25 protein-coding genes and 2 tRNA genes are annotated in these 24017 nt (G+C 48.5%); 18 read left to right on the forward strand and 9 right to left on the reverse strand.

What is annotated here, in order from left to right:
• Positions 1 to 46 precede the first annotated feature (46 nt).
• The 3 genes from J0A67_RS05940 to serA form a co-directional block, all read right to left on the reverse strand.
• The gene (locus tag J0A67_RS05940) at positions 47 to 571 is read right to left on the reverse strand and encodes a hypothetical protein (RefSeq protein ID WP_206568342.1); all 525 of its coding nucleotides are present in this window, start codon (positions 569 to 571) and stop codon (positions 47 to 49) included.
• Entirely contained in the window at positions 568 to 1833 is a 1266-nt protein-coding gene (locus J0A67_RS05945) for a sulfite oxidase (protein WP_206568343.1), read from the reverse strand. The genes J0A67_RS05940 and J0A67_RS05945 overlap by 4 nt, the downstream gene beginning before the upstream one ends.
• A 162-nt stretch (positions 1834 to 1995) precedes the next feature.
• Positions 1996 to 3888: a phosphoglycerate dehydrogenase gene (gene serA / locus J0A67_RS05950; RefSeq protein ID WP_206568344.1), complete on the reverse strand. Its 1893-nt coding sequence runs from the start codon at positions 3886 to 3888 to the stop codon at positions 1996 to 1998.
• Positions 3889 to 4191: 303 nt separating this feature from the next.
• On the opposite strand from serA, the gene J0A67_RS05955 reads away from it, so the two are divergent.
• Both J0A67_RS05955 and J0A67_RS05960 read left to right on the forward strand, forming a co-directional pair.
• Complete coding sequence (locus tag J0A67_RS05955) at positions 4192 to 4707, forward strand: DUF4920 domain-containing protein (protein ID WP_206568345.1); 516 nt, start codon at positions 4192 to 4194, stop codon at positions 4705 to 4707.
• Positions 4707 to 4910: a hypothetical protein gene (locus J0A67_RS05960; RefSeq protein WP_206568346.1), complete on the forward strand. Its 204-nt coding sequence runs from the start codon at positions 4707 to 4709 to the stop codon at positions 4908 to 4910. Before J0A67_RS05955 ends, J0A67_RS05960 begins: the two co-directional genes overlap by 1 nt.
• 42 nt (positions 4911 to 4952) lie before the next feature.
• Here the strand turns inward: J0A67_RS05960 and J0A67_RS05965 are convergent, their stop codons facing one another.
• Both J0A67_RS05965 and J0A67_RS05970 read right to left on the reverse strand, forming a co-directional pair.
• A complete protein-coding gene (locus tag J0A67_RS05965) occupies positions 4953 to 5837 on the reverse strand; it encodes an HAEPLYID family protein (protein ID WP_206568347.1) in 885 nt (294 codons plus the stop codon).
• A 40-nt stretch (positions 5838 to 5877) separates the two neighbouring features.
• The gene (locus J0A67_RS05970; protein ID WP_206568348.1) at positions 5878 to 6276 is read right to left on the reverse strand and encodes a hypothetical protein; all 399 of its coding nucleotides are present in this window, start codon (positions 6274 to 6276) and stop codon (positions 5878 to 5880) included.
• Positions 6277 to 6397: 121 nt separating this feature from the next.
• On the opposite strand from J0A67_RS05970, the gene J0A67_RS05975 reads away from it, so the two are divergent.
• The 6 genes from J0A67_RS05975 to J0A67_RS06000 all read left to right on the forward strand — a co-directional run bounded on the left by J0A67_RS05975 (position 6398) and on the right by J0A67_RS06000 (position 12369).
• The gene (locus J0A67_RS05975; RefSeq protein ID WP_206568349.1) at positions 6398 to 6769 is read left to right on the forward strand and encodes a DUF983 domain-containing protein; all 372 of its coding nucleotides are present in this window, start codon (positions 6398 to 6400) and stop codon (positions 6767 to 6769) included.
• 26 nt (positions 6770 to 6795) lie between these two features.
• Entirely contained in the window at positions 6796 to 7155 is a 360-nt protein-coding gene (locus J0A67_RS05980) for a DUF2237 family protein (protein WP_206568350.1), read from the forward strand.
• A gap of 104 nt (positions 7156 to 7259) precedes the next feature.
• The gene (locus J0A67_RS05985) at positions 7260 to 7940 is read left to right on the forward strand and encodes a TetR/AcrR family transcriptional regulator (protein ID WP_206568351.1); all 681 of its coding nucleotides are present in this window, start codon (positions 7260 to 7262) and stop codon (positions 7938 to 7940) included.
• The gene (locus tag J0A67_RS05990; protein WP_206568352.1) at positions 7930 to 9627 is read left to right on the forward strand and encodes a peptidase domain-containing ABC transporter; all 1698 of its coding nucleotides are present in this window, start codon (positions 7930 to 7932) and stop codon (positions 9625 to 9627) included. The genes J0A67_RS05985 and J0A67_RS05990 overlap by 11 nt, the downstream gene beginning before the upstream one ends.
• A gap of 4 nt (positions 9628 to 9631) precedes the next feature.
• Positions 9632 to 10984, forward strand: a complete 1353-nt coding sequence (locus J0A67_RS05995; protein ID WP_206568353.1) for an HlyD family secretion protein — start codon at positions 9632 to 9634, stop codon at positions 10982 to 10984.
• Positions 10981 to 12369, forward strand: coding sequence for a TolC family protein (locus J0A67_RS06000; RefSeq protein WP_206568354.1), 1389 nt, complete (start codon positions 10981 to 10983; stop codon positions 12367 to 12369). Before J0A67_RS05995 ends, J0A67_RS06000 begins: the two co-directional genes overlap by 4 nt.
• Before the next feature lie 6 nt (positions 12370 to 12375).
• Here J0A67_RS06000 and J0A67_RS06005 read toward each other — a convergent pair whose 3' ends face one another.
• The gene (locus tag J0A67_RS06005; protein WP_206568355.1) at positions 12376 to 13686 is read right to left on the reverse strand and encodes a tagaturonate reductase; all 1311 of its coding nucleotides are present in this window, start codon (positions 13684 to 13686) and stop codon (positions 12376 to 12378) included.
• A gap of 44 nt (positions 13687 to 13730) precedes the next feature.
• Between J0A67_RS06005 and J0A67_RS06010 the strand changes: the two genes are divergently transcribed.
• Positions 13731 to 14012 (forward strand): DUF1330 domain-containing protein, encoded by a 282-nt coding sequence (locus J0A67_RS06010; protein ID WP_206568356.1) that lies wholly within the window; start codon positions 13731 to 13733, stop codon positions 14010 to 14012.
• Between the two features lie 121 nt (positions 14013 to 14133).
• Here the strand turns inward: J0A67_RS06010 and J0A67_RS06015 are convergent, their stop codons facing one another.
• Positions 14134 to 15768, reverse strand: coding sequence for a UxaA family hydrolase (locus J0A67_RS06015; protein WP_206568357.1), 1635 nt, complete (start codon positions 15766 to 15768; stop codon positions 14134 to 14136).
• 49 nt (positions 15769 to 15817) lie between these two features.
• On the opposite strand from J0A67_RS06015, the gene J0A67_RS06020 reads away from it, so the two are divergent.
• Both J0A67_RS06020 and J0A67_RS06025 read left to right on the forward strand, forming a co-directional pair.
• The gene (locus J0A67_RS06020; protein WP_206568358.1) at positions 15818 to 16810 is read left to right on the forward strand and encodes a sugar kinase; all 993 of its coding nucleotides are present in this window, start codon (positions 15818 to 15820) and stop codon (positions 16808 to 16810) included.
• Entirely contained in the window at positions 16810 to 17478 is a 669-nt protein-coding gene (locus tag J0A67_RS06025) for a beta/alpha barrel domain-containing protein (protein WP_206568359.1), read from the forward strand. The genes J0A67_RS06020 and J0A67_RS06025 overlap by 1 nt, the downstream gene beginning before the upstream one ends.
• Before the next feature lie 56 nt (positions 17479 to 17534).
• Here the strand turns inward: J0A67_RS06025 and J0A67_RS06030 are convergent, their stop codons facing one another.
• Positions 17535 to 18173, reverse strand: coding sequence for a peroxiredoxin (locus J0A67_RS06030; RefSeq protein WP_206568360.1), 639 nt, complete (start codon positions 18171 to 18173; stop codon positions 17535 to 17537).
• Between the two features lie 193 nt (positions 18174 to 18366).
• On the opposite strand from J0A67_RS06030, the gene J0A67_RS06035 reads away from it, so the two are divergent.
• The 5 genes from J0A67_RS06035 (at position 18367) to J0A67_RS06055 (ending at position 22543) form a co-directional block, all read left to right on the forward strand.
• Positions 18367 to 18699, forward strand: a complete 333-nt coding sequence (locus J0A67_RS06035) for an arsenosugar biosynthesis-associated peroxidase-like protein (protein WP_206568361.1) — start codon at positions 18367 to 18369, stop codon at positions 18697 to 18699.
• Positions 18699 to 19754 (forward strand): arsenosugar biosynthesis radical SAM (seleno)protein ArsS, encoded by a 1056-nt coding sequence (gene arsS, locus J0A67_RS06040; protein WP_206568362.1) that lies wholly within the window; start codon positions 18699 to 18701, stop codon positions 19752 to 19754. The genes J0A67_RS06035 and arsS overlap by 1 nt, the downstream gene beginning before the upstream one ends.
• Position 19755: 1 nt before the next feature.
• A complete protein-coding gene (locus tag J0A67_RS06045; RefSeq protein WP_241265109.1) occupies positions 19756 to 20361 on the forward strand; it encodes a TIGR04282 family arsenosugar biosynthesis glycosyltransferase in 606 nt (201 codons plus the stop codon).
• A 38-nt stretch (positions 20362 to 20399) separates the two neighbouring features.
• Positions 20400 to 21050, forward strand: a complete 651-nt coding sequence (locus tag J0A67_RS06050; RefSeq protein WP_317195047.1) for a DUF6134 family protein — start codon at positions 20400 to 20402, stop codon at positions 21048 to 21050.
• A gap of 422 nt (positions 21051 to 21472) precedes the next feature.
• On the forward strand, positions 21473 to 22543 hold the full coding sequence (locus J0A67_RS06055) for a VOC family protein (RefSeq protein WP_206568365.1): 1071 nt from the start codon (positions 21473 to 21475) through the stop codon (positions 22541 to 22543).
• On the opposite strand, the gene gap is transcribed toward J0A67_RS06055, so the two are convergent.
• Positions 22540 to 23553 (reverse strand): type I glyceraldehyde-3-phosphate dehydrogenase, encoded by a 1014-nt coding sequence (gene gap / locus J0A67_RS06060; RefSeq protein WP_206568366.1) that lies wholly within the window; start codon positions 23551 to 23553, stop codon positions 22540 to 22542. The two genes, J0A67_RS06055 and gap, sit on opposite strands and share 4 nt — an antisense overlap.
• Positions 23554 to 23738: 185 nt before the next feature.
• Between gap and J0A67_RS06065 the strand changes: the two genes are divergently transcribed.
• Both J0A67_RS06065 and J0A67_RS06070 read left to right on the forward strand, forming a co-directional pair.
• Positions 23739 to 23810, forward strand: a tRNA-Glu gene (locus J0A67_RS06065).
• Between the two features lie 58 nt (positions 23811 to 23868).
• A tRNA-Glu gene (locus J0A67_RS06070) sits at positions 23869 to 23940 on the forward strand.
• Positions 23941 to 24017 lie beyond the last annotated feature (77 nt).

Raw genomic sequence — 24017 nt, forward strand, 5'->3', positions numbered from 1 at the left:
TTCGTTTCGACATCGATTCTGGCTCCAGGCTGGCATCTGTGCTTTCTTAGTTCTTGAGTTCATACCATTGAATGTCTCTGAGCGGCACCCTTCTTCCTTTTGGAGGTTCCGGCGAATAGTGGGTGGCGAGGTAATCCAAGATCGCCGGTTCGTTTTCGCCTAAGTCCCAGAGGCCCTGGGTCTCCTGCATCCAGACGATCTTGGCCTTCCAGCCCTCTCTGGTAAAACGGTTTTGAAGGATGATGGCGCTGGAATGGCAGCCGGTGCAAGTGGTACGCACGAGTTCAAATCCATCGCCGACCACTAGACCGGTAGCGACATCCTTTCCATCTACCACTTCGCCATTGAAGGGTTCATTGTTCAGTTTTGATTCAATCGAAGAATCGCTAGCGACCGCTGTGCCTGGCTCCACTGAGCCGTCGTAAAAAGCGAAAAACATCACCGCAGCCAACAGGATCATTAGTACGGCCACGAGCCCGGCAACGCCGACTAGGAGCCCTTTGAAGAGCTGTTGCGTGTTCGGGTTGGAAAGAGGCTTATTCGTTTTTGGGTTTTTATCTTTCTCCTTCATCTTACTTTTACGGCGATTCGATGGCAGGCATTGTTGAGATAGCCCTTGGGATTCCAGCCGGGTATGACCATAGGTTGGGAGATTCCTTGGCTGTCGGTGGCTTTCGCCCAAATTTCATAATACCCAGGCTGGGAAAACATCAGGTCTGTACTCCACTGCTGCCAGGCAAGACGGTTTGCGGGTTTTTTCAACGCGCAGGTCTTCCAAGAAGCTCCAAAGTCCACCGATACCTGTACTTGTGCTACTTCGAATTCTCCAGCCCAGGCGTGGCCTCGGATAGCGAGTTTTTTTGACCTGTCAAACATCGCGCCCGATTTGGGAAAGGTAATGAGGGACTTCACGGGCATGGATTCGATGATAGCCATGTCTTCATCTGGGACCATGTCGCCTGGAGCTACGGGATATTTCGGCATTCGGTAGGAGTCCCCGGTCATTTTTTCCCCGTCGTGTTCCTTGTTGCGGACGACGAGCTTGTTGATCCACTTGCCTGAGGTAGAGGCCGGCCATCCCCCACAGACCATGCGTAGCGGAAAGCCATGGGCGAGCGGAATATCCTGTCCATTGAGCGACCAAGCTAGGAGTGTCTCATCCTGCATGGCCTTGGAGATGGGCACGCCTCTGGAAATAACCGGCTTGGAAGCATCGCCATTGAGATGTCTGTCTACTCCATAGTAGCCGATATATTCTGCATCCGGCTTGATTCCAACATCCTGCAGCAAATCCTTGAGACGGACTCCAGTCCATTCGGAGCAAAATACTGCCCCCTCTTCCCACTGATTGCCAGCAGTAGGAGGGTAGAAACCCGCGCGACCGTTTCCTCCACATTCCAGTACGAGGCGGTAAGTGTAGGGCTTAAAGTTGTTTTTGAGATCGGAAAGTCGGTAGGTTTTCTCCTGCTGCACGGATTCGCCGCTTATGGTTAGCGTCCAGTTGCTTGCATCAATGTCCTCTGGTATGAGCCCGTTGTTTCGGATGAAAATGTGTTCAAATGGTGTTACCGCATCATCGAGCTGGTGGGGCCTGGCCTCCACGTTCCATGGCCTGTCGCTGCGGATGATCATTTCCGGGTTTTTGCCCTTCATCGCATCAGGCTCTTGGGAAAGCACGACCGGTACATAGCCATCTGGCATGGTGGCGGCATGTACGATATCGGCACCCAACACTGCCGAAATAGTGGTCAGGATGCTTTTTCTCAGAAAATCTCGACGATTTTTCGGGCTTTGCTCGCGCTTGGTCAGCTGGTGTTTGCCAGGTTTTGCCATGGTTAGGATGGGGTTGTTCTAGGAATCTTTGCTTTCCAAAAATAGCCAAAACCCGCAAATCCAAGCCTGCTTTTCCCGTAATGGTTCTTCGGATTGAACCCAAAGAAAAATGCCAGCCTGATTTCCGGCTGGCATTTTATGTGTTTTTTCGATCCGATTAGATCAATAGAGCGTTCTGAAGCGAATCGTCCCTGGAATTTCCTTCAGTGCCTCGATGGCCGCCGTTTCGTAGGCTTTGTCGATGTCTGTGATCACATAGCCAATCTTTTCGTTGGTCTTAAGATATTGGCCTACGATGTTGATGTTGTAATTGGCCAAGACCTGGTTGATTTTCGCCAGCACGCCCGGCTCATTGAGATGGATGTGAATGAGACGATGGGCATCTTTCAGGAATGGCAACTGGATATTCGGGAAGTTGACGGAGTTGTAGGTGTTGCCGGTGTTGATGTATTCCATGATCTTGCCGGGTACAAATCGGGCAATGTTTTCCTGGGCTTCCAGGGTACTTCCGCCGATGTGAGGGGTAAGAATAGTGTTTGGCAGCCCTTTTAGCTCCGATTCAAAGGGTTCTTTGTTGTTTTTTGGCTCCTCGGGGAAAACATCCACCGCACATCCTGCCAATTGGCCGGAGAGGATAGCGTCTCTCAGCGCGGGGATTTCCACTACGTGGCCACGGCTGAGGTTGACGAGTATTGCGCCTTTTTTCATCTTGCCGATTTTCTCCCGGTCAATCAGGCACTTGTTGTCTTTTCTGCCGTCCACGTGCAGTGAAATCACATCACAAGTCGCCAGCAATTCGTCTAGGGAGTTGACTTTGGTGGCATTGCCGAGCGCGAGTTTTTCGATCACATCATAGTAGAAGACATTCATACCCATGTTTTCGGCTAGGACCGACAGTTGGGCGCCAATGTTGCCATAGCCTATGATACCGAGCTTTTTGCCCCGAATCTCAAAGGAGCCTGTGGCTGACTTGTCCCAGTTGCCCTGGTGCATTCCGACTGTCTTGTCCGCGAAGCGGCGCATCAGAAAGATGATCTCGGCAATCGCCATCTCAACGACAGAACGGGTATTCGAGAAAGGCGCGTTGAATACTGCGATGCCTTTTTCCTGGCAGGTTTCCAGGTCGATCTGGTTGGTGCCGATGCAGAAAGCACCCACGGCCAAAAGGCGGTTTGCGTTTTCCAGCACCTTTTTGGTCACGTTGGTCTTGGATCGGATACCTAGAATGGAGACGTTTTTGATTTTTTCGCAAAGCTCGTCCTCACTCATCGCCCCGGAAGCGACCTCGACTTGGTAGCCTTCGTCGGTGAGCAGCTGAACTGCGATCGGATGGACGTTTTCCAGCAGGAGTACCTTGATACGGCTTTTGGGATAGGAAAATTTCGTGTTCAACTTGTTGATATAAAGTATTTCGTCAAAACTAGGGGCAATGTGGTCGGCTTGGCTGACTACTCTAGGTCGGTGCACGTTTTCTACAAAAGCATAAAACTTGTTGGCCAGACCCGATGCCTTGATCTCGTAGTCGGTGTATCCATCCCCTATGACATAAATATCGCCGTCTAGGTTCACATTTTTGATCGTTTCGGCCTTGCCGTTGTTTTTGGAAAGCGGATTTTCCCGGTTGAAGTCTACGATTTCGCCGGACTCGTTGTACACAAAATCATTGGCGAAGACATTTTCCTTCAGAATGCCGTATTCGGACACGATGGGGATGATGAAGTCCTTGAAGCCATTGGAGATGATGTACACGTCCTGGGCATTGTCTTGGAACCACTCTTTGTTTCGCTCAAAGGACTTTGAGACTTTTTTGCGAAGGGCTGCGATAAGATCCGCGATTTGGGTTTTGCTGGCTTTGAGGATATCCAGGCGCTGTTCGAGACTTTCCCGAAAAGTAATGGATCCTTCCATTCCCTTGTCGGTAATGTCTTTGATAGCTTGGAGTTTTTGGGCCTTTTCAGGATCACTGGCCAGGCTGATCTCTCCGAGTATGTCAAGAGCTTCCACCTGGGTGAAGGTACTGTCGAAATCAATGATGAACTTCTTAGTTTTTGGCATGTGTACAGGGTCAATAGGTATAAGCGCAGGTAAAATTAAGGGATTGTTAAAAAAATCGAAGGTTTGTTGACAAAATTAATCGGAAAGTTTTTCATGTTTGAAAATTCACCAATCATTCGTTGGGAAATGTGGCTTTGCAATCGATTTAATGCCGAACACCTAATCAGATGGCTCAATGACAGGACTGGTAAAAAAAAATGGATACACATGTGGCTGGCGAGCTGTACGATAAATGCAATTGATTTGATGAGTGATTTTTCCAACTGGGCTTTTGGATTAATTTTGGAAAAAACTCAGCGCAGTATGAAAAAGTCGTTTTCAATTATCACACTGATGGCAGGGATGCTAGTTTTTTCCTGTCAGCAAAAGGCCGAAGTAGCAGAGACCACCACCTATGAGGTAGTGGGAGAGGTAGAGACTGTGCCCGGGAACTATGGGAATATCCTTCAGGGTGAAGAGATCTCAAGCACTGCGGAGATGATCTCCCAGGTGGAGTCCTCAGGAGAATTTTCCGGCAAGATCGCCGGTGAGATCAAGGAGGTCTGCACCAAAAAAGGCTGCTGGTTTTCCATGGACTTGCCCAATGGGGAGACTATGCGCGTGACCTTTAAAGACTACGGTTTTTTTCTTCCCACCAATTCCCAAGGCTTTCCCATCGTGATGGAGGGAGTCGCCACACTCACTGAGACTGACGTGGAGACGCTCCGGCACTACGCGGAAGACCAGGGCAAGAGCAAAGAGGAAGTGCAAGCGATCACCGAGCCTGAGCGGAAGATCAGTTTCGAGGCTACTGGCGTCAAGATCAAAGCAAAAGCCTGATGCCGATTGCATTGGATAACCTGCGGGTGGGCAGGAAATATCGCCTCGTCAACCAAGGGGAAATCCGGACCTTGGAGATCATCGCCCGACTCTCGGGAGACAACTTTAAGGTCAAAGACCTTGATACTTTGGAGTACTACACCATCCATGAGCTGCTGCAATGGGGCAGGGGCAAGGACTACGATTTGGAAGAGCATAATTAAAAAAAGGAGCCGAAAGGCTCCTTTTTCATTGGTCAGTTGTCCTTAATGGAGGGCCTTAAATCCGGGCTCATAGATGATTCTTAGAAAGGAGCCTAATCCTGCATCGGGTTGGGAAATCGGGATTGCTGACACGATACCGATCATCAGATTGTGCGCCAGCCCCACCCGCATTTGGGGTCGAAGGGTGGTGTTAGATCTTCCACCGTGGATCTCCTGATTGATCTCCATCCCGATAAAGTTGCGCGTACCACTGACCATGTAGTGGAGATTATAGTTGACTTCGAAACCAAAGTCTGCTTCTTCTCCGTAAGCCTTTTCGATTTTTGGGCCGGTATAGATCAACGTATGGTAGTTGCTGCCCCAGCGTTTGGCGACGACTAGAAAGGGATTGAAGATATTCCCTTTGAATACTCCATCCCCGCCCATCTTGTTGAGATCCACCAACTCAAACTCGTGAATGTAACCCAATGCCAGAGAGGTGCTTGTTTTCTCCGAAACCAAAAACGTGTACTGTGTGGCGACTTTTAGAGATTCCAGCCGGTTGGCTGGTGTGGTCGATTCCCGGCTTCCATCACGGAAAGAATAAAGACTTAGTGGCAGCTCTACTTCCATGCCGAGTCTGTCGACAGGAGCCCATTCGTATTCAATCAGGGCCTGAAACTCGTCGTACTTTCTCATGTCCTGCATTCCTACCGCAATATTCCATTCTTTTTCGCCTTTCCTTGCTCCCAAATCACGGATCAAGTCGATGTAGAGTGGTTCGGCGTGGAGCACTTTAGGCTTAAGGGAAACCTTGGGATTTTCAACTTCTTCGATAAAGAGGCTGTCAAGAACCTGTCTTTGGTTTCGAAGTGTATCGCTGTTTTCCTGAGCATACGCGCACAGGTGCGCCCAACCCGCGAGGGCCAGGAGTATCATTTTTTTCATGGTATGTTTGTTTGGATTCGTACTGATTTTTTATTGAAAATCAGGCGAAGTCCGGAGGCAGGCTTGGAGAGGAAAGATGTCCACAGCTGGTTTTTTGGGGGGTAGGTAGATCAGGCAGTGGCGTTTCCAAATGGAGAGTCATAAGCGTAAAGCCCGGAATATCCACGATTGCCAGTTTGATCTTTTCTCCCCCTTGGTCCTCCTGCTGGGTACCATTGTCCGGTATGAAATCCTCAGGCAAATCAAAAGCCCATTCCACCAAAAGCTCAGAAATGGTGTCCATTGGATCATCCAAGTCGATTTTATTCGAGACGAAAATGTCTCCCTCGTAAAAATTTGCTGAAAGGTTGATGAAATTGAGTGTCAGGATAAAAAGGAGCATCCTGCTCCATGTGCTGGATCTGAGCTGACTCGTCAATGTCTCTTTTTGTCTCTCCATTACCTCGATTCAAACGGTGTATAGCGGAGATGGGTTAGGGAAAAGCTTTAAATCCGACCAACGAAAGCGTAACTTTGGTCACCGATTGTGCAGATTTGCCAGGTTAAATTTCAACAAAAAAATGTCTAAGAGTTTGGGTATATCCATCGCAGGAGCCAGGTGTCCGCAGTGCCGAGAGGGGAATCTGTTTTCAGTCAGCTTGCTCAGCTACCAGAAACTGTCCGATGTAAATAAAACCTGTCCAGTATGCGGGGCCAACTTTCACCCGGAGCCGGATTTTTACTATGGTGCCATGTACATCAGCTACGCATTTTCGGTTGCCCTAGTGATTACCTCGCTTACAACGATCAACGTTCTCGTGTCAGCTCCCAAGCTTTGGATGTATTTGAGTATGGTGGTTTTCCTGAATGCCCTGCTGCTGCCTGCCATGCTTCGGTATTCCAAAGTGCTGTATCTCTACGGCCTGAGTAAACTGAAGTATCGGGGATATTGAAATCGTAAATTGAATTCCACAGGATCATGGCAAAAAATGTATTCGGAGAAGAGTTGACCCCCTGCAGCATGGTGCCGCTGACGGGTTTTTACAGAAATGGCTGCTGTGAAACCGGCGAGCAGGATGTCGGCGTGCATACAGTCTGCGCCGTGATGTCGGATGTTTTTTTGAGCTTCTCCGCAAGCCGGGGAAACGACCTGAGCACCCCACGTCCGGAGTTTGGGTTTCCTGGATTGCAGCCGGGTGATAAATGGTGTCTTTGCGCTTCCCGCTGGATGGAGGCCTATCGGGCCGGTTTCGCGCCATTGGTGTTTTTGGAAGCCACAGAGGAGGGGAGTTTGAACATTATCCCCATGGAGCTGTTGGTGTCTCATGCACTGAAGTAAGCAGGTTAAAAATCATCGCATTGTTAACATTACTAACAACAAGAAAAGTTTTACAAACTTTTTGGCGACTTGCGCGTTAGATCAGTTCGTATATCTTTTTGGTAATGGAATCGATCTTACGTAAAATCAAAGTGGAGGTCAGTCCGAAGCTTTACGCCAAGGAGCCCTTCAGTTCGGATTTGGGCATTTTGCTCGTCAAAGAAGGGGCGAAGTTACTCCGAGAGATGGGCTTGGAGCTGTTCACCTTCAAAAAACTGGCGCAAAAAATCGGCAGCACAGAAGCGGCGATCTACAGGTATTTTGAAAACAAGCATATGTTTTTGCTATACCTCTGCGCTTGGTATTGGGCTTGGATGGAGCACAACCTTGTTTTTTCCACCACCAATATCCCCGATCCTGCGGAGCGGCTGGAAATCGGCGTACGGCTGATGGTGGATGGGCCCTGCTTTTTGGAAAATGAGTTTCTCGATCCCAAGCTTCTCAGGGAGCTGATGATCAACGAATCGATTAAGGGCTACATGACCAAAACGGTAGACTCGGAGCACGAATCCGGGCTATTTGACCAAGTGTTAAAATTTGGAGACAGGCTTTCCCTCATCGTCAAGGAGCTGAATCCAGAATACGAGTTTCCAAAGACCTTAATTTCTACGGTGATGGAGGCCAGTATTCTGCAGTCATTCAATTCGATCCACTTACCCGAAATGACCGAAGCCACCAGTAAGGGCAGCGAACGCTATCGTTTTTTTCACCAACTCGTATTCAACGCAATTTCCAATGGCAAGTAATTCAGACTCTACCCCTTTGAAGCGGTTTTTCGGTCTGCTCAAGGAAGAGAAAAACCAAGTGTATGCGATCTACTTTTACGCCATCCTCAATGGCTTGATTGCCCTGTCGCTGCCCTTGGGGATACAAGCGATTCTCAACTTTATTTTAGGCGGTAGGATCAGCACTTCTTGGGTGGTGTTGGTGATCATCGTAGGTATTGGTGTCGGGTTTGGCGGATTTCTTCAGATCTCCCAGCTTCAGATCATGGAAAAGCTACAGCAAAGGATTTTTTCGAAGTCGGGCCTTTCCCTGGCGTATCGACTGCCCCGGATTAAGACTGAGATCATGCATGGCAGATACGGGCCAGAGATCGTCAACCGTTTTTTTGACACGGTCAACTTGCAAAAGGGTCTTTCGAAGATCCTGATCGATTTCTCCACTGCTATGCTTCAGGTGGTATTTGGCCTGCTTTTGCTCTCGATCTACCATCCAACGTTTATCTTCTTTTCATTGATCTTGGTTGCGATTCTCGGATTGATCTTTTATTTCTCCGGGCCACGCGGGATGGAGACGGCATTGAAGGAGTCTACTTATAAGTACGAAACCGCTTATTGGTTGGAGGAAGTGGGGCGCACGCTGAATTCCTTCAAATTGGCCGGAGGCACGAGACTGCCTATTCTGCGTGCGGACAAGCTGATCCAAAAATACGTGGAGTTTCGAACTCGCCATTTCTCCGTGCTGATTTTTCAGTTTAAAGTGATGGTCGCCTTCAAGGTCTTTACTGTGACAAGTTTGCTGATTGCGGGGAGTTTGCTGATGATCAATGATCAAATTTCGATTGGCCAGTTTGTAGCAGCGGAAGTGATTATCGTTATGGTTATCAACTCGGTCGAAAAGCTGATCCTCTCGCTCGAAACCGTCTACGACACTCTCGTGGCAACCGAAAAACTCGGCCAAGTGATGGACATGGAAATGGAACATCATAGTCCCGAGGAAAAAGTCATTGCCCCGAGCGCCGAGGGGCTAAAGTTTGCGATGGATAGGGTCGTTTTTCACCCAAAGGATACATTGGAACCGATCCTGAGGGATGTCAGTCTTGTTATCAAACCTGGAAAAAAGGTCGTCCTAACCGGAAAAAGCGGGAGCGGAAAAAGCGCGCTGATCGCACTTTTTTCAGGCTTATACGAGGAGTACGGAGGAACTATCTCCGTAAACGATCTGTCGTTAGAATACCTAAATCTGGAGAAATATAGAGCTATGGTGGGGGAGTTTTTGGAGTTGCAGGAGATCTTCCATGGCTCGATCAGAGAAAACATCCTGGTGGGAAGGGGATTTGACGAGGATCATTTGCAATACCTTTTGGAACTGGTAGATCTCAAGGACTACCTGTACCGCCTGCCAAATGGTCCGGATGCGATGCTGCAACCAAACGGGCGTGGACTTTCCAAGTCGATCGCAAACAAGATACTCCTTGCTCGGGGACTTGTGGGTCGGCCCAAGGCCTTGTTCATGGAAAATGATCTCGCCGAGCTTGAACCGGAGGTTCGTACCCGTGTGATTGACTACCTCTTCCAAGGGGATTGGACGCTGGTAATGGTGTCTTCCGATGAGTCTATCCTTAGCCGAGCCGATGAGGTGGTATGGATGAGCGCCGGCAAGCTCAACTACCAAGGAAGCTATTTGGGATATAAAGAACTAAACGCCTGAGCCCATGCTGAATATTTCATCAAACAAGATCAAAGAGTCGATTCCCTTCAGTGGCTCCAAAAGCCTGGTAATGACCCTGCCACTGAAGGAGAATCAGCGTCGCCTGAGGATACTTACAGCGATCGTGCTTTCAGCGTTTATCATACTTTTTGTGCCCTGGACGCAAAACGTGAGGTCAAAAGGATATGTCACCGCGCTCAGACCCGACCAGAGACCCCAGACAGTCCATTCCATCCTCGCAGGAAGGATAGAGGCCTGGTACGTGGCCGAGGGAGATTTTGTGTCCAAAGGGGACACCATCTTGAGGATTTCGGAAGTAAAAGACGAATATTTTGACTCCCTGCTTTTGCCTCGCACGCAGATGCAGGTAGACGCCAAGGCCCTCTCTGCAAAGTCCTATGCGGAAAAAGTGGCTGCTTTGGAAGCACAAATCGATGCTTTGCGAAAAAACAACGTGCTACGCCTACAGCAGGCGGAAAACAAACTTCGGATGGCCGAGCTAAAGGTTCAGTCTGACAGCATAGAGCTCGTTCAGGCCAAGGTCAACTTTGACATCGGAAAATACCAGCTGGAGCGTTCGGAAAACCTTTATGACGAGGGCTTGAGATCGCTTACCGATCTGGAAACCAGAAAGCTCAAATTTCAGGAGGTACAGGCCAAGTTGATTTCTTCTGAAAACAAGCTATTGAGTAGCAAGAATGAGCTAATCACCGCTAGGATAGACTTGGACGCGATTGACAATGATTTCAAAGACAAATTGGCAAAGGCTGAATCTGATATGTACACGGCGATGTCTTCGCAGTTTGATGCAGAAGCAAGTACGACCAAGCTGGAGAACCAATACTCTAACTATGCGCGCCGGTCCGACTACCGCCACATCTTAGCGCCTCAGGACGGATACATCGCCAAGGCTATCCAAGTCGGGATAGGCGAGACGATCAAGGAAGGGGACGAGATCGTGAACATTGTTCCGGCCGATGCGGATTTGGCAGTGGAAATGTTTGTCGCCCCGGTGGATTTGCCGCTGATAAAAGTGGGCAACAAGGTTCGGTTTATTTTTGACGGCTGGCCCGCCATCGTGTTTTCGGGCTGGCCGCAGATCTCAAACGGGACTTTCGGCGGCGTGGTCGTCGCCATCGATCAGTTTGCCGGTGCAAACAACCAATACCGGGTGTTGGTAGTCGAGGATCCCGAGGAAGAACCTTGGCCTGAACTGCTTCGCATGGGATCTGGTGCCGACGGCATCGCCATCCTTAACGATGTGCCAGTCTGGTATGAGATCTGGCGACAGCTCAACGGATTTCCTGCGGACTACTATACCCAAGAACAGAAGGACCAAGCTGCGGCAAAGAAATGAGAAGATTTACCCTACTTTTTCTGTTAGTTTCTTTTTGTTTGGCGGTCAGGGCCCAAGACTCGACTAGGCTTAGCTTCGAAGAATACATGGAATGGGTGCGCCTTTACCATCCCATTTCGGCTCAAGCCGACCTCAACCTCCGCATGGGACAGATGGAAGTAAGGCAGGCCCGTGGAGGCTTTGACCCACTGCTCTATGGAAATCTGGATAAGAAAGACTACAAAGAGACGACCTACTACGACAAGCGGGAGGCTGGGGTGAGCATACCGACATGGATGGGTGTGGAGTTGAATGGCTCCTTTGAGCAGAACACGGGCTATTACCTCAATCCCGAATCCACCGTGCCGTCAGGAGGACTGCTCTCCGCGGGTGCTTCGGTAAATCTGGGACAAGGTCTGATCTTGGACGAACGCCGTGCGGCACTGCGGAAAGCCCAGATCTACCAGCAATCCACCGAGGTGGAGCGTACCAAGCTTCTGAACGAACTCAAGCTCAGCGCGACTGAGATGTATTGGAAATGGGCCATGGCCTATGAAAATCTCAAGGTGCTGAGGGAGGGTGTCGAGCTGGCTGAATTTCGCTTTAGGGCGGTCAAAATCAGTTTTGAGCAGGGAGATGTCGCGGCGATTGACACCGTGGAGGCTTTCTCTCAGCTACTCAATCGGCAATACCGACTTCAAACTGCCGAAAACACCTATTTCGCGACGACCCAGGAACTGAATACCTATCTATGGGACGAATCGGGAAGTCCGATGCTGCTTGGGGATCAGATCGTTCCGGAGAGCTTGTTTGGACAGAGCCTTGGGAATCCCGATCCAGAAGAACTGAGGACTGCGGTGGCTTTCCATCCCGAGTTGAGGCTGACGGACTATGAGCTTGCCAGTTTGGACGTGGAAAAGAGACTCAAAAGCCAACAGATCATCCCAACGATAAAGCTGAAATACAACTTCCTAACGGAGTCTTTTTCCCAGTTTGAGGAGTCCCAGTTTTATGAAAACAATTACAAGTGGGGCCTTTCCGTCTACACGCCGCTACTCTGGCGCAAGTCGCGAGGTGCGGTCGGCCTGACCAAGGCGAAAATCGACTTTAAGCAAAACGCGAGGGATCTCAAGGAAATCCAACTTCGCAACAAGCTGGAAACCGAGCTGAACAACTGGCAGGTGCTCAACCAGCAACTGATCACTTTTTCGGCCAACGTGGAAAGTTTACAAGCCCTGCTCGCCGGAGAGGTTCGTAGGTTCGAAATAGGTGAGTCCAGCCTTTTCTTGGTCAATGCGCGCGAAGTCTCGGTATTTGACTCGCGGCTCACGCTCAACGAGCTGGCGTCCAAGCTGAGGATTTCCTATGCAAAGACCCGCTATGCGGCTGGACTCGGATTTGAATGATTGGCTTCAGTACTTGGAAACAGCAGAGTAGGCAGCATCCAAATCAGCGCTCCAATCCATCTGAAGCCACTCCGATACGGATAGCTTGAGATTTTCCGATTCACTTGCATTCGTTGACGCGTTCTCAAACCAGGCTTTCACCTCGGCTCCATCCCTTATTTTTCCTGGGTTTCTGATGTAAAACAGAATCATCGAAACAAGACATTCACTCAATTTGCAGGGGATTTCGCCTTTTTTCGATTGGTAGTCAAATATAATTGGGAGGAGGCGGCTTTTTAGCTTGGCGATGCTGTTGAGCGAAATGTCGCTCAGCTTGTGGGAAACGAAGTGATTTCTAAATCTGTCCAGCACTTCCTCGGCGTATTTTTCAAGAGAAGCAGGATCCAAGGCCATGGTCGGCGTGATTTCTTCGGCTATCATGGTTTTCAGATACTGTTCTCTCGCGGGATCGCCAATCCATTCGCCCACGGTCTCTATCCCGTGAAGCAGGCCATGGCCCGTCATGGCGGTATGGGAAGCGTTGAGGATGCGTACTTTGCGAAGCGCATAGCCCGTGATGTCCTCTGCCAAAATCACTTCAGAGCTGCTCTCTAGGAACGGCAGCTTGTCCGAAGCTGAGGAAGGCCCCTGGATAGCCCAAAGAGCATAGGGTTCGGCCTGGACAAGGAAAGGGTCTGTTTCTTTAAGCTTTAGATCAAGATGAGAAGGGAATCCAGGTACTATTCTGTCCACCAGTGAGTTAAAGAATGCTGTTTTTGCTTCAATCCATTCTGAAAAAGCTCCTTCCAGATTCCAAGCTTTAGCGTGCTCAAGCACGAATCCCTTGAGGAGATCTCCGTTGTTTGGCAGCAGTTCGCAGGGTAGGATTACGGTCTCCGCCTCGGGAAGGATTTGGAATCTTCTGTAGAGCCATTGGGTGAGTCGGGCCGGAAAGGATTCCGCAAATTTCTCGATTGGGCCTTCACTTTTCCAGACCATACCAGCCTCGGTGACGTTGGAAACGATCCATCGGACGCTTGCCGAGCTGGCGAAAGCAAAAAACTTTTCGGATTCATCGGGTAGCTTTAGGCCGTCTTTTACGCAGTCTATTTTTTGAATAGTTTCGACTTGCTGTCCGTCCTTGAAGCCCGCGACCAGCAGCTTGTACTCAAAGCCCTGTTTTGAGAGTCTGTCGATTCCACTTCCGTTGGTGGACTGTATGATACAGATATTCAGGTTTTTCTCAAGGTTTTTTAGATCTTGAACCATGGAGCCCAAAAAGGCCCGTAGAAAATTTCCGGTTCCAAATTGAAGAATTTGGATGTCAGAGTTTGCCATAGTTATTGTTTTGAGCAATTTGGTTTACTGTTAAAATCAACTCCATGTCCGCATACGTTTTGGTAGAAGTCGACATTCACGACGGCTCATTATACGAAGAATACAAGAAATTAACACCGGCCAGCATCGAGGCATACGGCGGCCGGTTCGTCGTCAGAGGCCTGTCCGTCCAAGTGATGGAGGGAGACTGGAAGCATGATCGCCTGGTCTTGCTGGAGTTCCCCAGCAAAGAGGTTGCCTTGTCATGGTACCATTCCGAGGCCTACCAACAGGCTAGGGCGATTCGAGAGAAGGCATCGAGCGCCAATTTTTTGATCATTGGTTGACAAATCGCTTTGGAATACAAGGCAACTACACCACCCGATAGGTTTTCGAAGAAATTGTAGTGGAAGCTTCCTTGGAACAAAAACGAAAAAGCGCCTCGGTTGTCCGAGACGCTTTGATGTTTTAAAGTGATACCCCTCGCTTCCAAGGGATGAAGTCGTAGTTCTTGTTTTTCTCGGCCTTAGTAGTGACTTCGCCGCTTGCTACTTGGATGACCAGATCCAGAAGCTTGTCGCCGGCCGATTCCAGATCGTCCTCACCCGAGATGATCGTACCAGCATTAAAGTCGATGATGTCAGGCATCCGGTTGGCCATTTTCGTGTTCGTTGACACCTTGATAACCGGACAGACGGGGTTGCCGGTAGGAGTACCTAGCCCTGTGGTAAAAAGGATGACGTTCGCCCCGCTTCCAGCCAATCCTGTCGTACTTTCTACGTCATTTCCAGGGGTGCAAAGTAGATTCAGTCCTGGATTTTTGAGGTATTCGGTGTAGTCGAGGATGTCGGCAATCGGCGCTGATCCGCCTTTTTTTGCCGCTCCGCAGGATTTGATCGCGTCAGTGAGAAGGCCGTCTTTGATATTTCCTGGGCTAGGGTTCATATCAAAACCGCTGCCTACACGCTTCGCAGCATCGTTGTAGGTTTCCATCAAATGGATAAACTTATCGGCCATTTGTTGGTCTGCACAGCGATTGATGAGGTTTTGTTCAGCTCCGCAAAGTTCAGGAAACTCAGAGAGAATCGCCGAACCTCCCAAAGCCACGACTAAGTCAGACACTCGGCCCAAGGTTGGATTGGCAGAGATCCCCGAAAAACCATCTGATCCACCGCATTCAAGTCCGATCACCAGTTTGCTCAGGGGCACGGGCTGGCGTTTGATTTTATTAGCTTCCACCAATCCTTCAAAGGTTTCGCGGATGGCTTTTTGGATCAGCACTTCGGTCGTTCCTTCTTGTTGTTGTTCGCAGATCACGAGTGGTTTTGCTTTGCCTTTTTGGATTTTGGCCAGCTTGTCGAGCATGATGCTGGTCTGGGCATTTTGGCACCCCAGGCTCAGCACGGTTGCGCCAGCTACGTTGGGATGGTTGATATACCCAGCGAGAAGGGCGCAGAGCGTCTCTGCATCATATCTGGTTCCACCACAACCCAGGTCGTGTGTCAAAAATCGAATTCCGTCAAGATTTTCAAAAATGCGATTCTCTTCTGCTACCGCAGTATCCGCAACCGTTTCCGTAATTTTTTTGCCCTGAACGCCAGAAATGAGGTTTTTGATCTGAACCTCGTATGGATTTGGGGTGGCAAAACCGAGCGCGTTTTCGAAAGCTTCTTTGAGTAAAAGCACGTTGGTGTTTTCACAAAAAACCATAGGAAGAACCAACCAATAATTGGCTGTACCTGCTTGATTATCAGATCTTAAATAACCGTTGAATGTCCTGTTTCTCCACTTGGAAACATCCGGTGCAGACCAGGCAAATTTGCCTGGGTCGGCGGTATATTCCCGTACCTTGTGGTGGATGTTTTGGAGCGTAATGGCGTGGCCAACTGGGATGGGCTGAGTGGCTTCTCCGACGATGGTTCCATACATCAGGATGTCTTCGCCAAGCTGAAAATCACGCATGGCGAATTTGTGTTTTGCGGCGACAAATTCCTGAATTTCAATCTCTACGCCGTTTAAAGATACTTTTTGGCCTGGTTCGAGGTCAGTGAGTGCGACTCCTACATTGTCCGATGGGTCGAGAAGGAGGGAGGTATTGTTCATGATTATTATTCCTTAACTTGGTCAAAACTAGAGAAAATTTCATTCTTCGATGAAGAAAATAATCACACTGGGCGAAGTCATGCTCAGACTTTCGCCTCCGGGAAACCAGCGTTTTTTCCAAACCCATTCCTATGATGTTGAATTTGGCGGCTCTGAGGCAAACGTCGGAGCGGCGATGGCTTATTGGGGCATGCATGTTGCACATTTGACGGCTTTCCCCGACAATGAAATCGGGTGGGCGGCATCCGGTCAGCTTCGCAAAAATGGCATCGACACGCAGTTTATCGCTCACATTCCTGGAAGAATGGGGATTTATTTTCTGGAGAATGGTGCCATGCAGCGCAGCTCCCAAGTCATCTACGATCGAGCGGGTTCTGCTTTTGCAGGATTTGATGGGAAAGAACTGAACTGGGACGCGATTTTTGACGGCGCAAGTTGGTTCCATTGGTCAGGAATCACTCCGGCTTTGTCCAAGGAATGTGCCGAGTTAACCCTAACCTGTCTGAAGCAAGCGAAGAAAAGGGGCATCATGGTCAGCGGGGATCTCAACTATCGCAGCAACCTTTGGAAGTTTGGGAAGGAACCCCACGAAATCATGACGAAGCTGATGGAGTATACAAACGTATTCATCGCAGGCACTCGGGACTTCAAGCAATGTCTCAATGAAGATTTCAAAAATTTCGAGCAGGCCAGGGAAATGGCTTTTGACCGATTCGAGAACTTGAAATATATTGTAAAGACGGATCGTGTATCCCATAGTTCGTCTCACAACTCGATTTCGGCTGTGCTCTATGAGAAAAAGAAATCACATTCATCTAAAACCTACGAATTGACGCACATTGTCGACCGTGTCGGCACTGGAGACGCATTTGCTGGTGGTTTGATCTACGGGTTGCTGCACTTGAAGCCAAAAGAGGCGATTGAATTTGCAATGGCCGCAGGTGCGATCAAACACTCCGTTCCAGGTGATATCCTGCTTTGTTCTCTTCAAGAAGTCCAAGAATTAGCCAGCGGCGAAGCTGTCGGAAAAATCAAACGATAATGAGAAATCCAACCCCATTTATCCAGCGCATGCATGCCGGTGGTATGATGCCAATTTTCTTTCATCCCGATGAACAGGTCTGCCTTGCCCTTTTGCACGCTGCCTACGAAGGTGGGGTGCGCGTGATCGAAATGGTCAATCGCGGCAAAGAGGCCAAGACTATTTTTCCCAAGATCCGTGAGGCGGCGGACAAGCTTCCCGGCATTTATCTCGGAGCGGGGACCATCTATCATTCGTTTGAAGCGGAGGAGTTCATCGACATGGGGGCGGAGTTTATCGTGGCTCCGGTGATGAATTCCAAGCTAGGCGAATACTGCGCAAAGGTAGAAGTGCCTTGGATCCCCGGTTGTGGCTCGGTGACAGAAGTTTTTCAGGCTCAAGAACTCGGCTCTGAACTGGTGAAAATCTATCCTGCAAATGTGCTGACGCCGGATTTTATCCCAGCGGTGCATGCTGTTTTGCCAAAAATCGAGCTTATTCCGACTGGTGGGGTGGAGCCGACCGCTGAGAATTTGAAAAAATGGTTTGATGCTGGAGTATTGTGCGTGGGAATGGGATCCCAACTTTTCCGAAAGGACCTTATCGCAAAACGTGCATTTGTAGAAATCCAGGAATCCGTAAGAAGAGCGATGGACATCATCAAATCCTTGCAAGAGGCCAAAGCCTAAACTGCTCGCACTCAAAAAACCGGAAGCCCCAAATTTTTAAATTTGGGGCTTTTCCATTAGTCGATATTCGGCTGTGGAGTTGTGCGGAGGTAAGGTTTAATGACCTTGTGTCCTTTTGGAAATTTTGCCGGGATGTCTTCCGTTTTGATGGAAGGTACGACGACCACATCTTCTCCATGCTTCCAATTGGCTGGTGTGGCTACCGAATGATAAGCGGTAAGCTGAAGAGAGTCGATCACACGAAGCAATTCGTCGAAATTTCTGCCAGTACTAGCCGGATAGGTGAATATCAGCTTGATCTTCTTGTCGGGTCCGATGACAAAGACCGAACGAACAGTTGCCTTTTCGCTCGAATTTGGATGGATCATGTCATAAAGATTAGACACTTTGAAGTCCTCATCCGCGATCAGAGGAAAATTGACCATCGTGTTTTGGGTTTCATTGATGTCACCGATCCAGTCCTTGTGGCTCTCTAGGCCGTCCACACTCAGTGCAATCACCTTGGTGTTTCTCTTGTTAAATTCATCTCTAAGTTTTGCTACTGCGCCAAGTTCGGTGGTGCAGACCGGCGTGTAATCGGCCGGATGGGAAAATAGGACACCCCATCCATCCCCAAGGTACTCGTGAAAGTGGATTGGTCCTTCGGTAGTTTCTGCGGTAAAGTCGGGAGCAATATCCCCTAGTCGTAATGTCATAATGTTTGGTTATTTAAAGTCTATAGATTTAATAGATTAAATTTAAGGCTAAAAATCGAAACAATCGGCTCGTTTGTTGTCCTATCTGGAGGGATTGGGAAAGAAATAAAGAAATTGGCGTAAAGCTTGTGACCGATCAATCCTTTTCCAGACATTCATACGTAGATATTCCCGTTAAATTTTAGCCACTTTTATGAAAACCTACTACAATCCTGAAGACCTTAAAAAATTTGGTACCATCGGTGAACTCCAAAAATCCATGGCGGACAAGTTTTTCGCTTACTACAGTGAAGTTTTCGCAGAAGGAGCCCTGACTGCGAGAGAAAAGTCCCTGATTGCACTTGCGGTGGCCCATGCGCTGCAGTGTCCCTATTGCATCGACGCATACACGACCGATACCTTAGAAAAAGGTTGCGATGAAGAACAGATGATGGAGGCGGTACATGTCGCAGCGGCAATCCGAGGTGGTGCATCACTGGTACACAGCACCCAGATGATGAGTAAAATCAAGGAAATATCCATGTAATGAAGTCACTCAAGGCGCAGCTACATAGTCTCTCCGATCCGAAGGTAGAGATCGATGTCTTGGAACAAAGGCATCCGGGAGGCTCCGAAAACGACTTTCAAAGCTACTTGGAGCGAATTGGATTGTTTCCCCTTCGGCCTACTTCACTGGAGATATTCCAGGTGAATGTGGGAAAAATGTGCAACCAAACCTGCAAGCATTGCCACGTGGATGCTGGCCCGGACCGGAAGGAAATCATGGATCGAGACACGATGGCTCTTTGCCTGGAGGTGATCCGCCGGGAGCAAACACTAAATTGCGTGGACATAACCGGTGGAGCACCTGAGATGAATCCTGATTTTCGGTGGTTTGTGACAGAGATCAGAACAATCAGGCCCGAGATCAAGCTGATAGTCCGGTGCAACCTGACCATCATCCTTGCCAATCCCAAATTTTATGATTTACCACAATTCTTCAAGGAGAATGGCGTAGAAGTGGTTTCATCCTTGCCTTATTTCACCGCTATCCGAACCGACTCCCAGCGAGGAGACGGGGTTTTTGGCAAATCCTTGGAAGCGCTCAAGATGCTGAATGCGGTGGGATATGGAGTTGAGGGTTCTGGTCTGATTTTGAATTTGGTCTACAATCCCTCAGGGGCGTTTTTGCCCGCTTCCCAGACGGGACTGGAAAATGAATTCAAAAAGAAGCTTTGGGAAAGGTTTAGGGTGATGTTTAATTCGCTTTTCACCATTACCAACATTCCCATTTCCAGATTCTTGGACTACCTGATCAACTCAGGCAACTACGAAAACTACATGGAAAAACTCCTCGCGAGCTTCAATCCAGCCGCGGCGGCAGGAGTCATGTGCCGCAATACCATCTCCGTCGGTTGGGACGGCTTCCTGTACGACTGTGATTTCAACCAGATGCTGGAACTGAAAGTAGCTGCCCCCAGTACCACCCATCTGAGGGTCTGGGATACTGATGGACTATCCAGTCGCCCTATCGTGATCAATAACCATTGCTTTGGCTGTACCGCCGGAGCAGGATCCAGCTGTGGAGGGGCTACTCTCTAGGATGGCTTGTTTGATTATTTTTCAAAAAAACGACATTCGGGGAAAGGTGAAAACCCGAATTGCCGCTACCGAGGGTGAAGAGACGGCCCTGGAGATTTACCGGTGGCTTACCGAATATACGCATCGTGTAGTCAGCGAAGTGAAGGTGGATAGGTTTCTGTTCTTTTCTGATTTTATTCCCGAGGAAGCAGAGCATGACTACCCCGGCTATCAGCTTGCGGTGCAAGAGGGAAGCGATCTAGGAGCCCGCATGAGCAATGCCTTTCAGTTGGTCTATTCCAAGGGCTACTCCAAGTCAGTGATTATCGGTACGGATTGTCCAGACTTGCTTACCTCTGACCTAAACAGCGCCTTCATGGCTCTAAGCCACAATGATTTGGTGATCGGCCCGGCGAGTGACGGAGGCTACTATCTTTTGGGAATGAAAAAGTTTTGTCCACAGCTTTTTGAAGGAGTGCCTTGGAGCAGCCCCAAGGTCCTTGAAAGAACCTTGGATATTGCAGACCACGAGGGGCTCGACTATGAGTTTTTGAAAATCCATTCCGACATCGATACTTACGAAGACTGGAGGAAATTTTCTTCGAGGAAGAAAGCCTCGCGGGCGTAAACTTTCCCCGTATTTTATATATTGGAGGAAAAGCACCCATGTATTCCATTCCATCGAGTCAGCTTACAAAGAGAAAAATCGAGACCTACTTTCCTCGGATTTTGGTGTTTTGTGTTTTTTTGTGCCTTTGCAGCCCTTCATTTTCCCAAGACAAAAGGGAGACCATTCAGTTTGAAATCCAAGTTTTGGGTTTGAAAATTGGCGATCTCAATGTGCAGAAATACCAGGCGGGGGATACCGTACACTACTTGGCGGAAAGCACGGTTCGGTTTTGGTTTTTTGGCAATGTGCAAGTAGAAATCTCCACCCATTCCAAATATGTTGACGGTTATTTTGTGAAGAGCTTCTCCGCTTCCAAAACCAATCGGGGCGACTTTACTTCCAAGATCTATTGGGATGGAAAAAAGTACGTGGTGGACGCTGAATCCTACAAATTTGAAAATCAACAACCGGTTATGGGTATGGTTCAATGGTGCTCCGCAAAGACCTTTTTTGAAGAGATGGAAAGCGAAAAAACCTTCATTTCGGAGGTTTATGGGCTTACCACCAAAATAGAGAAGGTAGAAATGGGAGTATATAGGACGATCATTTCCGGCAACGAGAACGAATATTCCTATGAGGCGGGCAAGCTTCGGAAAGTTCTGCTTGAAAACCCGATCAAGAACTTTCAATACAAGCGGGTAGACTAAGAAGTGGGCCATTTTCCATAATAAGCCGAGCCTTAGTTCAAGTTTTATTTTTTGCTCTAGGCGATATCTCTTGGCTTGTCAGGCCATCTGACTTTTTCCAAAGCCAATATTCTGGTTTACAGGATTCCGTGTTTTTTTTCCGCTCTGACAGACAGCCTTTGTTTATATCCCGTGATTTTTTCAATACATTGTAGGGAAGGAAATCCTTTTTTATTCATAATTGGGGCGATCTGATCCCAAAAATCGAAGGAAAGGTTTTTATTGCCATTTATCCGAATATCATACGAAGTTCAATGCAAGTTTCTGCGAAGTGTACCATTGCCAACCTCAGGATAGGGTGCAATTGGTGAATCCGTAGATGATTTCTTTGATTCTATGCTGCTACGGAAATGCTGACCACAACGTACTCAACAAAATATCTCATGGGGCAATTGCTTGAAAAGTCTTACCAAATAAACGGAATCCAACAAATAGGCATAGGTGTCAAAGACGTCCACAAATCCTGGTCTTGGTACCGAAGCGCGTTTTCGATGGATGTGCCAGTTTTTGAAGATGAGGCGACTGCAAATCTCATGACTCGATACACGAACGGAAAGGCAGAGTCCCGGCATGCCGTGTTAGCCATGAACATGCAGGGTGGGGGCGGATTTGAGATCTGGCAATTTACCAGCAGGACGCCAGACTCGACTGATTTTGAGATTCAGCCTGGAGACTTGGGGATCTATGCAGTCAAGATTAGGGTGAGAAATCTGGGCCGGGCGTTTGAGCACTTGAAGGCCTGCGGTGCGGTGATGCTCACCTCACCGACCAAATCACCCAATGGCATGGGGACTTTCTTCATTAAAGATCCTTTCGACAATGTCTTTCAGATCGTCGAGGATTCAAACTGGTTTTCTGACAATACCTCTCCGACCGGTGGCGTGCTTGGAGTAGTCATCGGGGTTTCCGATTTGGACAAATCCATTTCGCTCTATCAAGATATCTTGGGTTTTTCAGTTCTCCATTACAATGAAACCTCAGTGTTTAATGACATCCCCGGAGAAGAGTTGGTCTATAAAAGGGCATTGCTGTCTATGCCTTGTGAGGGAAATCCTGGCGCATTTGGCGCCTTGCTCTGTCCAGCACAGATCGAGTTGATTGAGGTGCAGGGACGAGAAGCCAAGCATATCTTCAAGGATAGGCTCTGGGGTGACTTGGGTTTTATACATTGTTGCCTGGACGTGAATGGAATGCGGAATCTGAAGAAAAAAGCAGGCGAGGCAGGTTTCCCCTTCACAGTGGATAGCGAAGACAGTTTTGATATGGGGAGTGCTTCCGGCCATTTTGGGTATTTGGAAGACAATGACCAAACGCTGATTGAATTTGTGGAAACCCACCGGGTACCGATTCTCCAAAAATGGAACCTTTATCTAAATCTGAAGAACCGGGACCACAAAAAGAACCTCCCCAAATTTTTGGTGAAGCTTTTGGCGCTAAACCGGGTGAAATCCTAGATGGAGGAAATTTTTTCTACCAGGTTGACCAGCCTATTTGCATAGCCAGACTCATTGTCATACCAGCCCACAACCTTGACCATGTTTCCTTTGGCGGAGGTCAATTCTTGGTCAATGATGCATGAATGTGTATTTCCCAAGATATCCATCGACACGATGGGATCTTTCTCCACGTGAAGAAAGCCCTTTAGTTTTCCTGATTCCGCTTCTTTATAAGCTAGGTTGACCTGCTCGGCAGTTACTTCCCGCTTTAGCTCGACGATCAAGTCGGTCAAAGACCCGTCTGGAACCGGCACTCGCATGGCAGATGCCTCAATTGCCCCTCTAAGTTCAGGCAAGATTCGATCAAGTGCCTTTCCTGCGTTGGTAGTTGTTGGAATGATGGAGTAGGCTGCTGCCCGGGCTCTGCGCAAATCGCGGTGAGGAGCGTCATGCAGGTTTTGATCGTTGGTGTAGGAATGAACCGTCGAGGCGTATCCTTTGACCACGCCAAAGTTTTCCTCCAGTACTTGAATCATCGGTGCAAGGCAGTTTGTCGTACAGGATGCATTGGACACGATGGTTTCTGATCCGTCCAATATATCATCATTTACTCCCATGACGACCATGGCGATAGTTTCATCCTGTACAGGCGCTGAGATGATTACTTTTTTCGCTCCTGCTTCCTGATGTTTTTCGGCCCCTTCCCTATGGGTAAATCTACCAGTGCATTCGATTACTACATCAATTCCCAGTTCTCTCCAAGGAAGATTTCCGGGATTGGCTTCCGAGTAAAGCCGGACGCTTTGTTCATTGACTCTTAGCACATCGCCGAGCAGCTCAACATTGCCATCAAATTTTCCATGGACGGAATCGTATTTTAGCAAATGGGCGATTGCGTTGGGGTCAGCCAAATCGTTTATCGCGACCAATTGCATCGAAGGGTGGGCGACGAGAAGCTTTGCAGTGTATCGGCCAATCCGGCCAAAACCGTTGATGGCAATTTTAATAATCGGAAGCTGTGGACTCATTGTGGTTTTTTCTATCCGCGAAATTAGATAAAGCCAGCGACTATTTTCCAATCAAAACTTTGCTCCTTTGGATCAGCTTTTTACCATTTTCCCAAAGAAATTTTTGCGCCGATTTTGGCTTTGTAAATCTAGCCAGCTATATTTGCACAACCTTTCGGAAAAGGACGTTTTTCAGGGGTTTTAATGGTCGGTTCGTCTAGGGGTTAGGACGTATCCCTTTCACGGATAAAACACGGGTTCGATTCCCGTACCGACTACTTAATGACTGGTTTTCAGTGACTTAAGACCAGTTTGTTGAAATTTTTAATTCTCTATGGTCGGTTCGTCTAGGGGTTAGGACGTATCCCTTTCACGGATAAAACACGGGTTCGATTCCCGTACCGACTACAAGACCCGAGGCTCAATCACCGAGTGTCTTAAATTATTTTTGTTTTATGGTTGTTAGTGGTTAAAGTGAACAAAAT

Source organism: Algoriphagus aestuariicola (genome assembly GCF_017254835.1).
Lineage (GTDB): Bacteria > Bacteroidota > Bacteroidia > Cytophagales > Cyclobacteriaceae > Algoriphagus > Algoriphagus aestuariicola.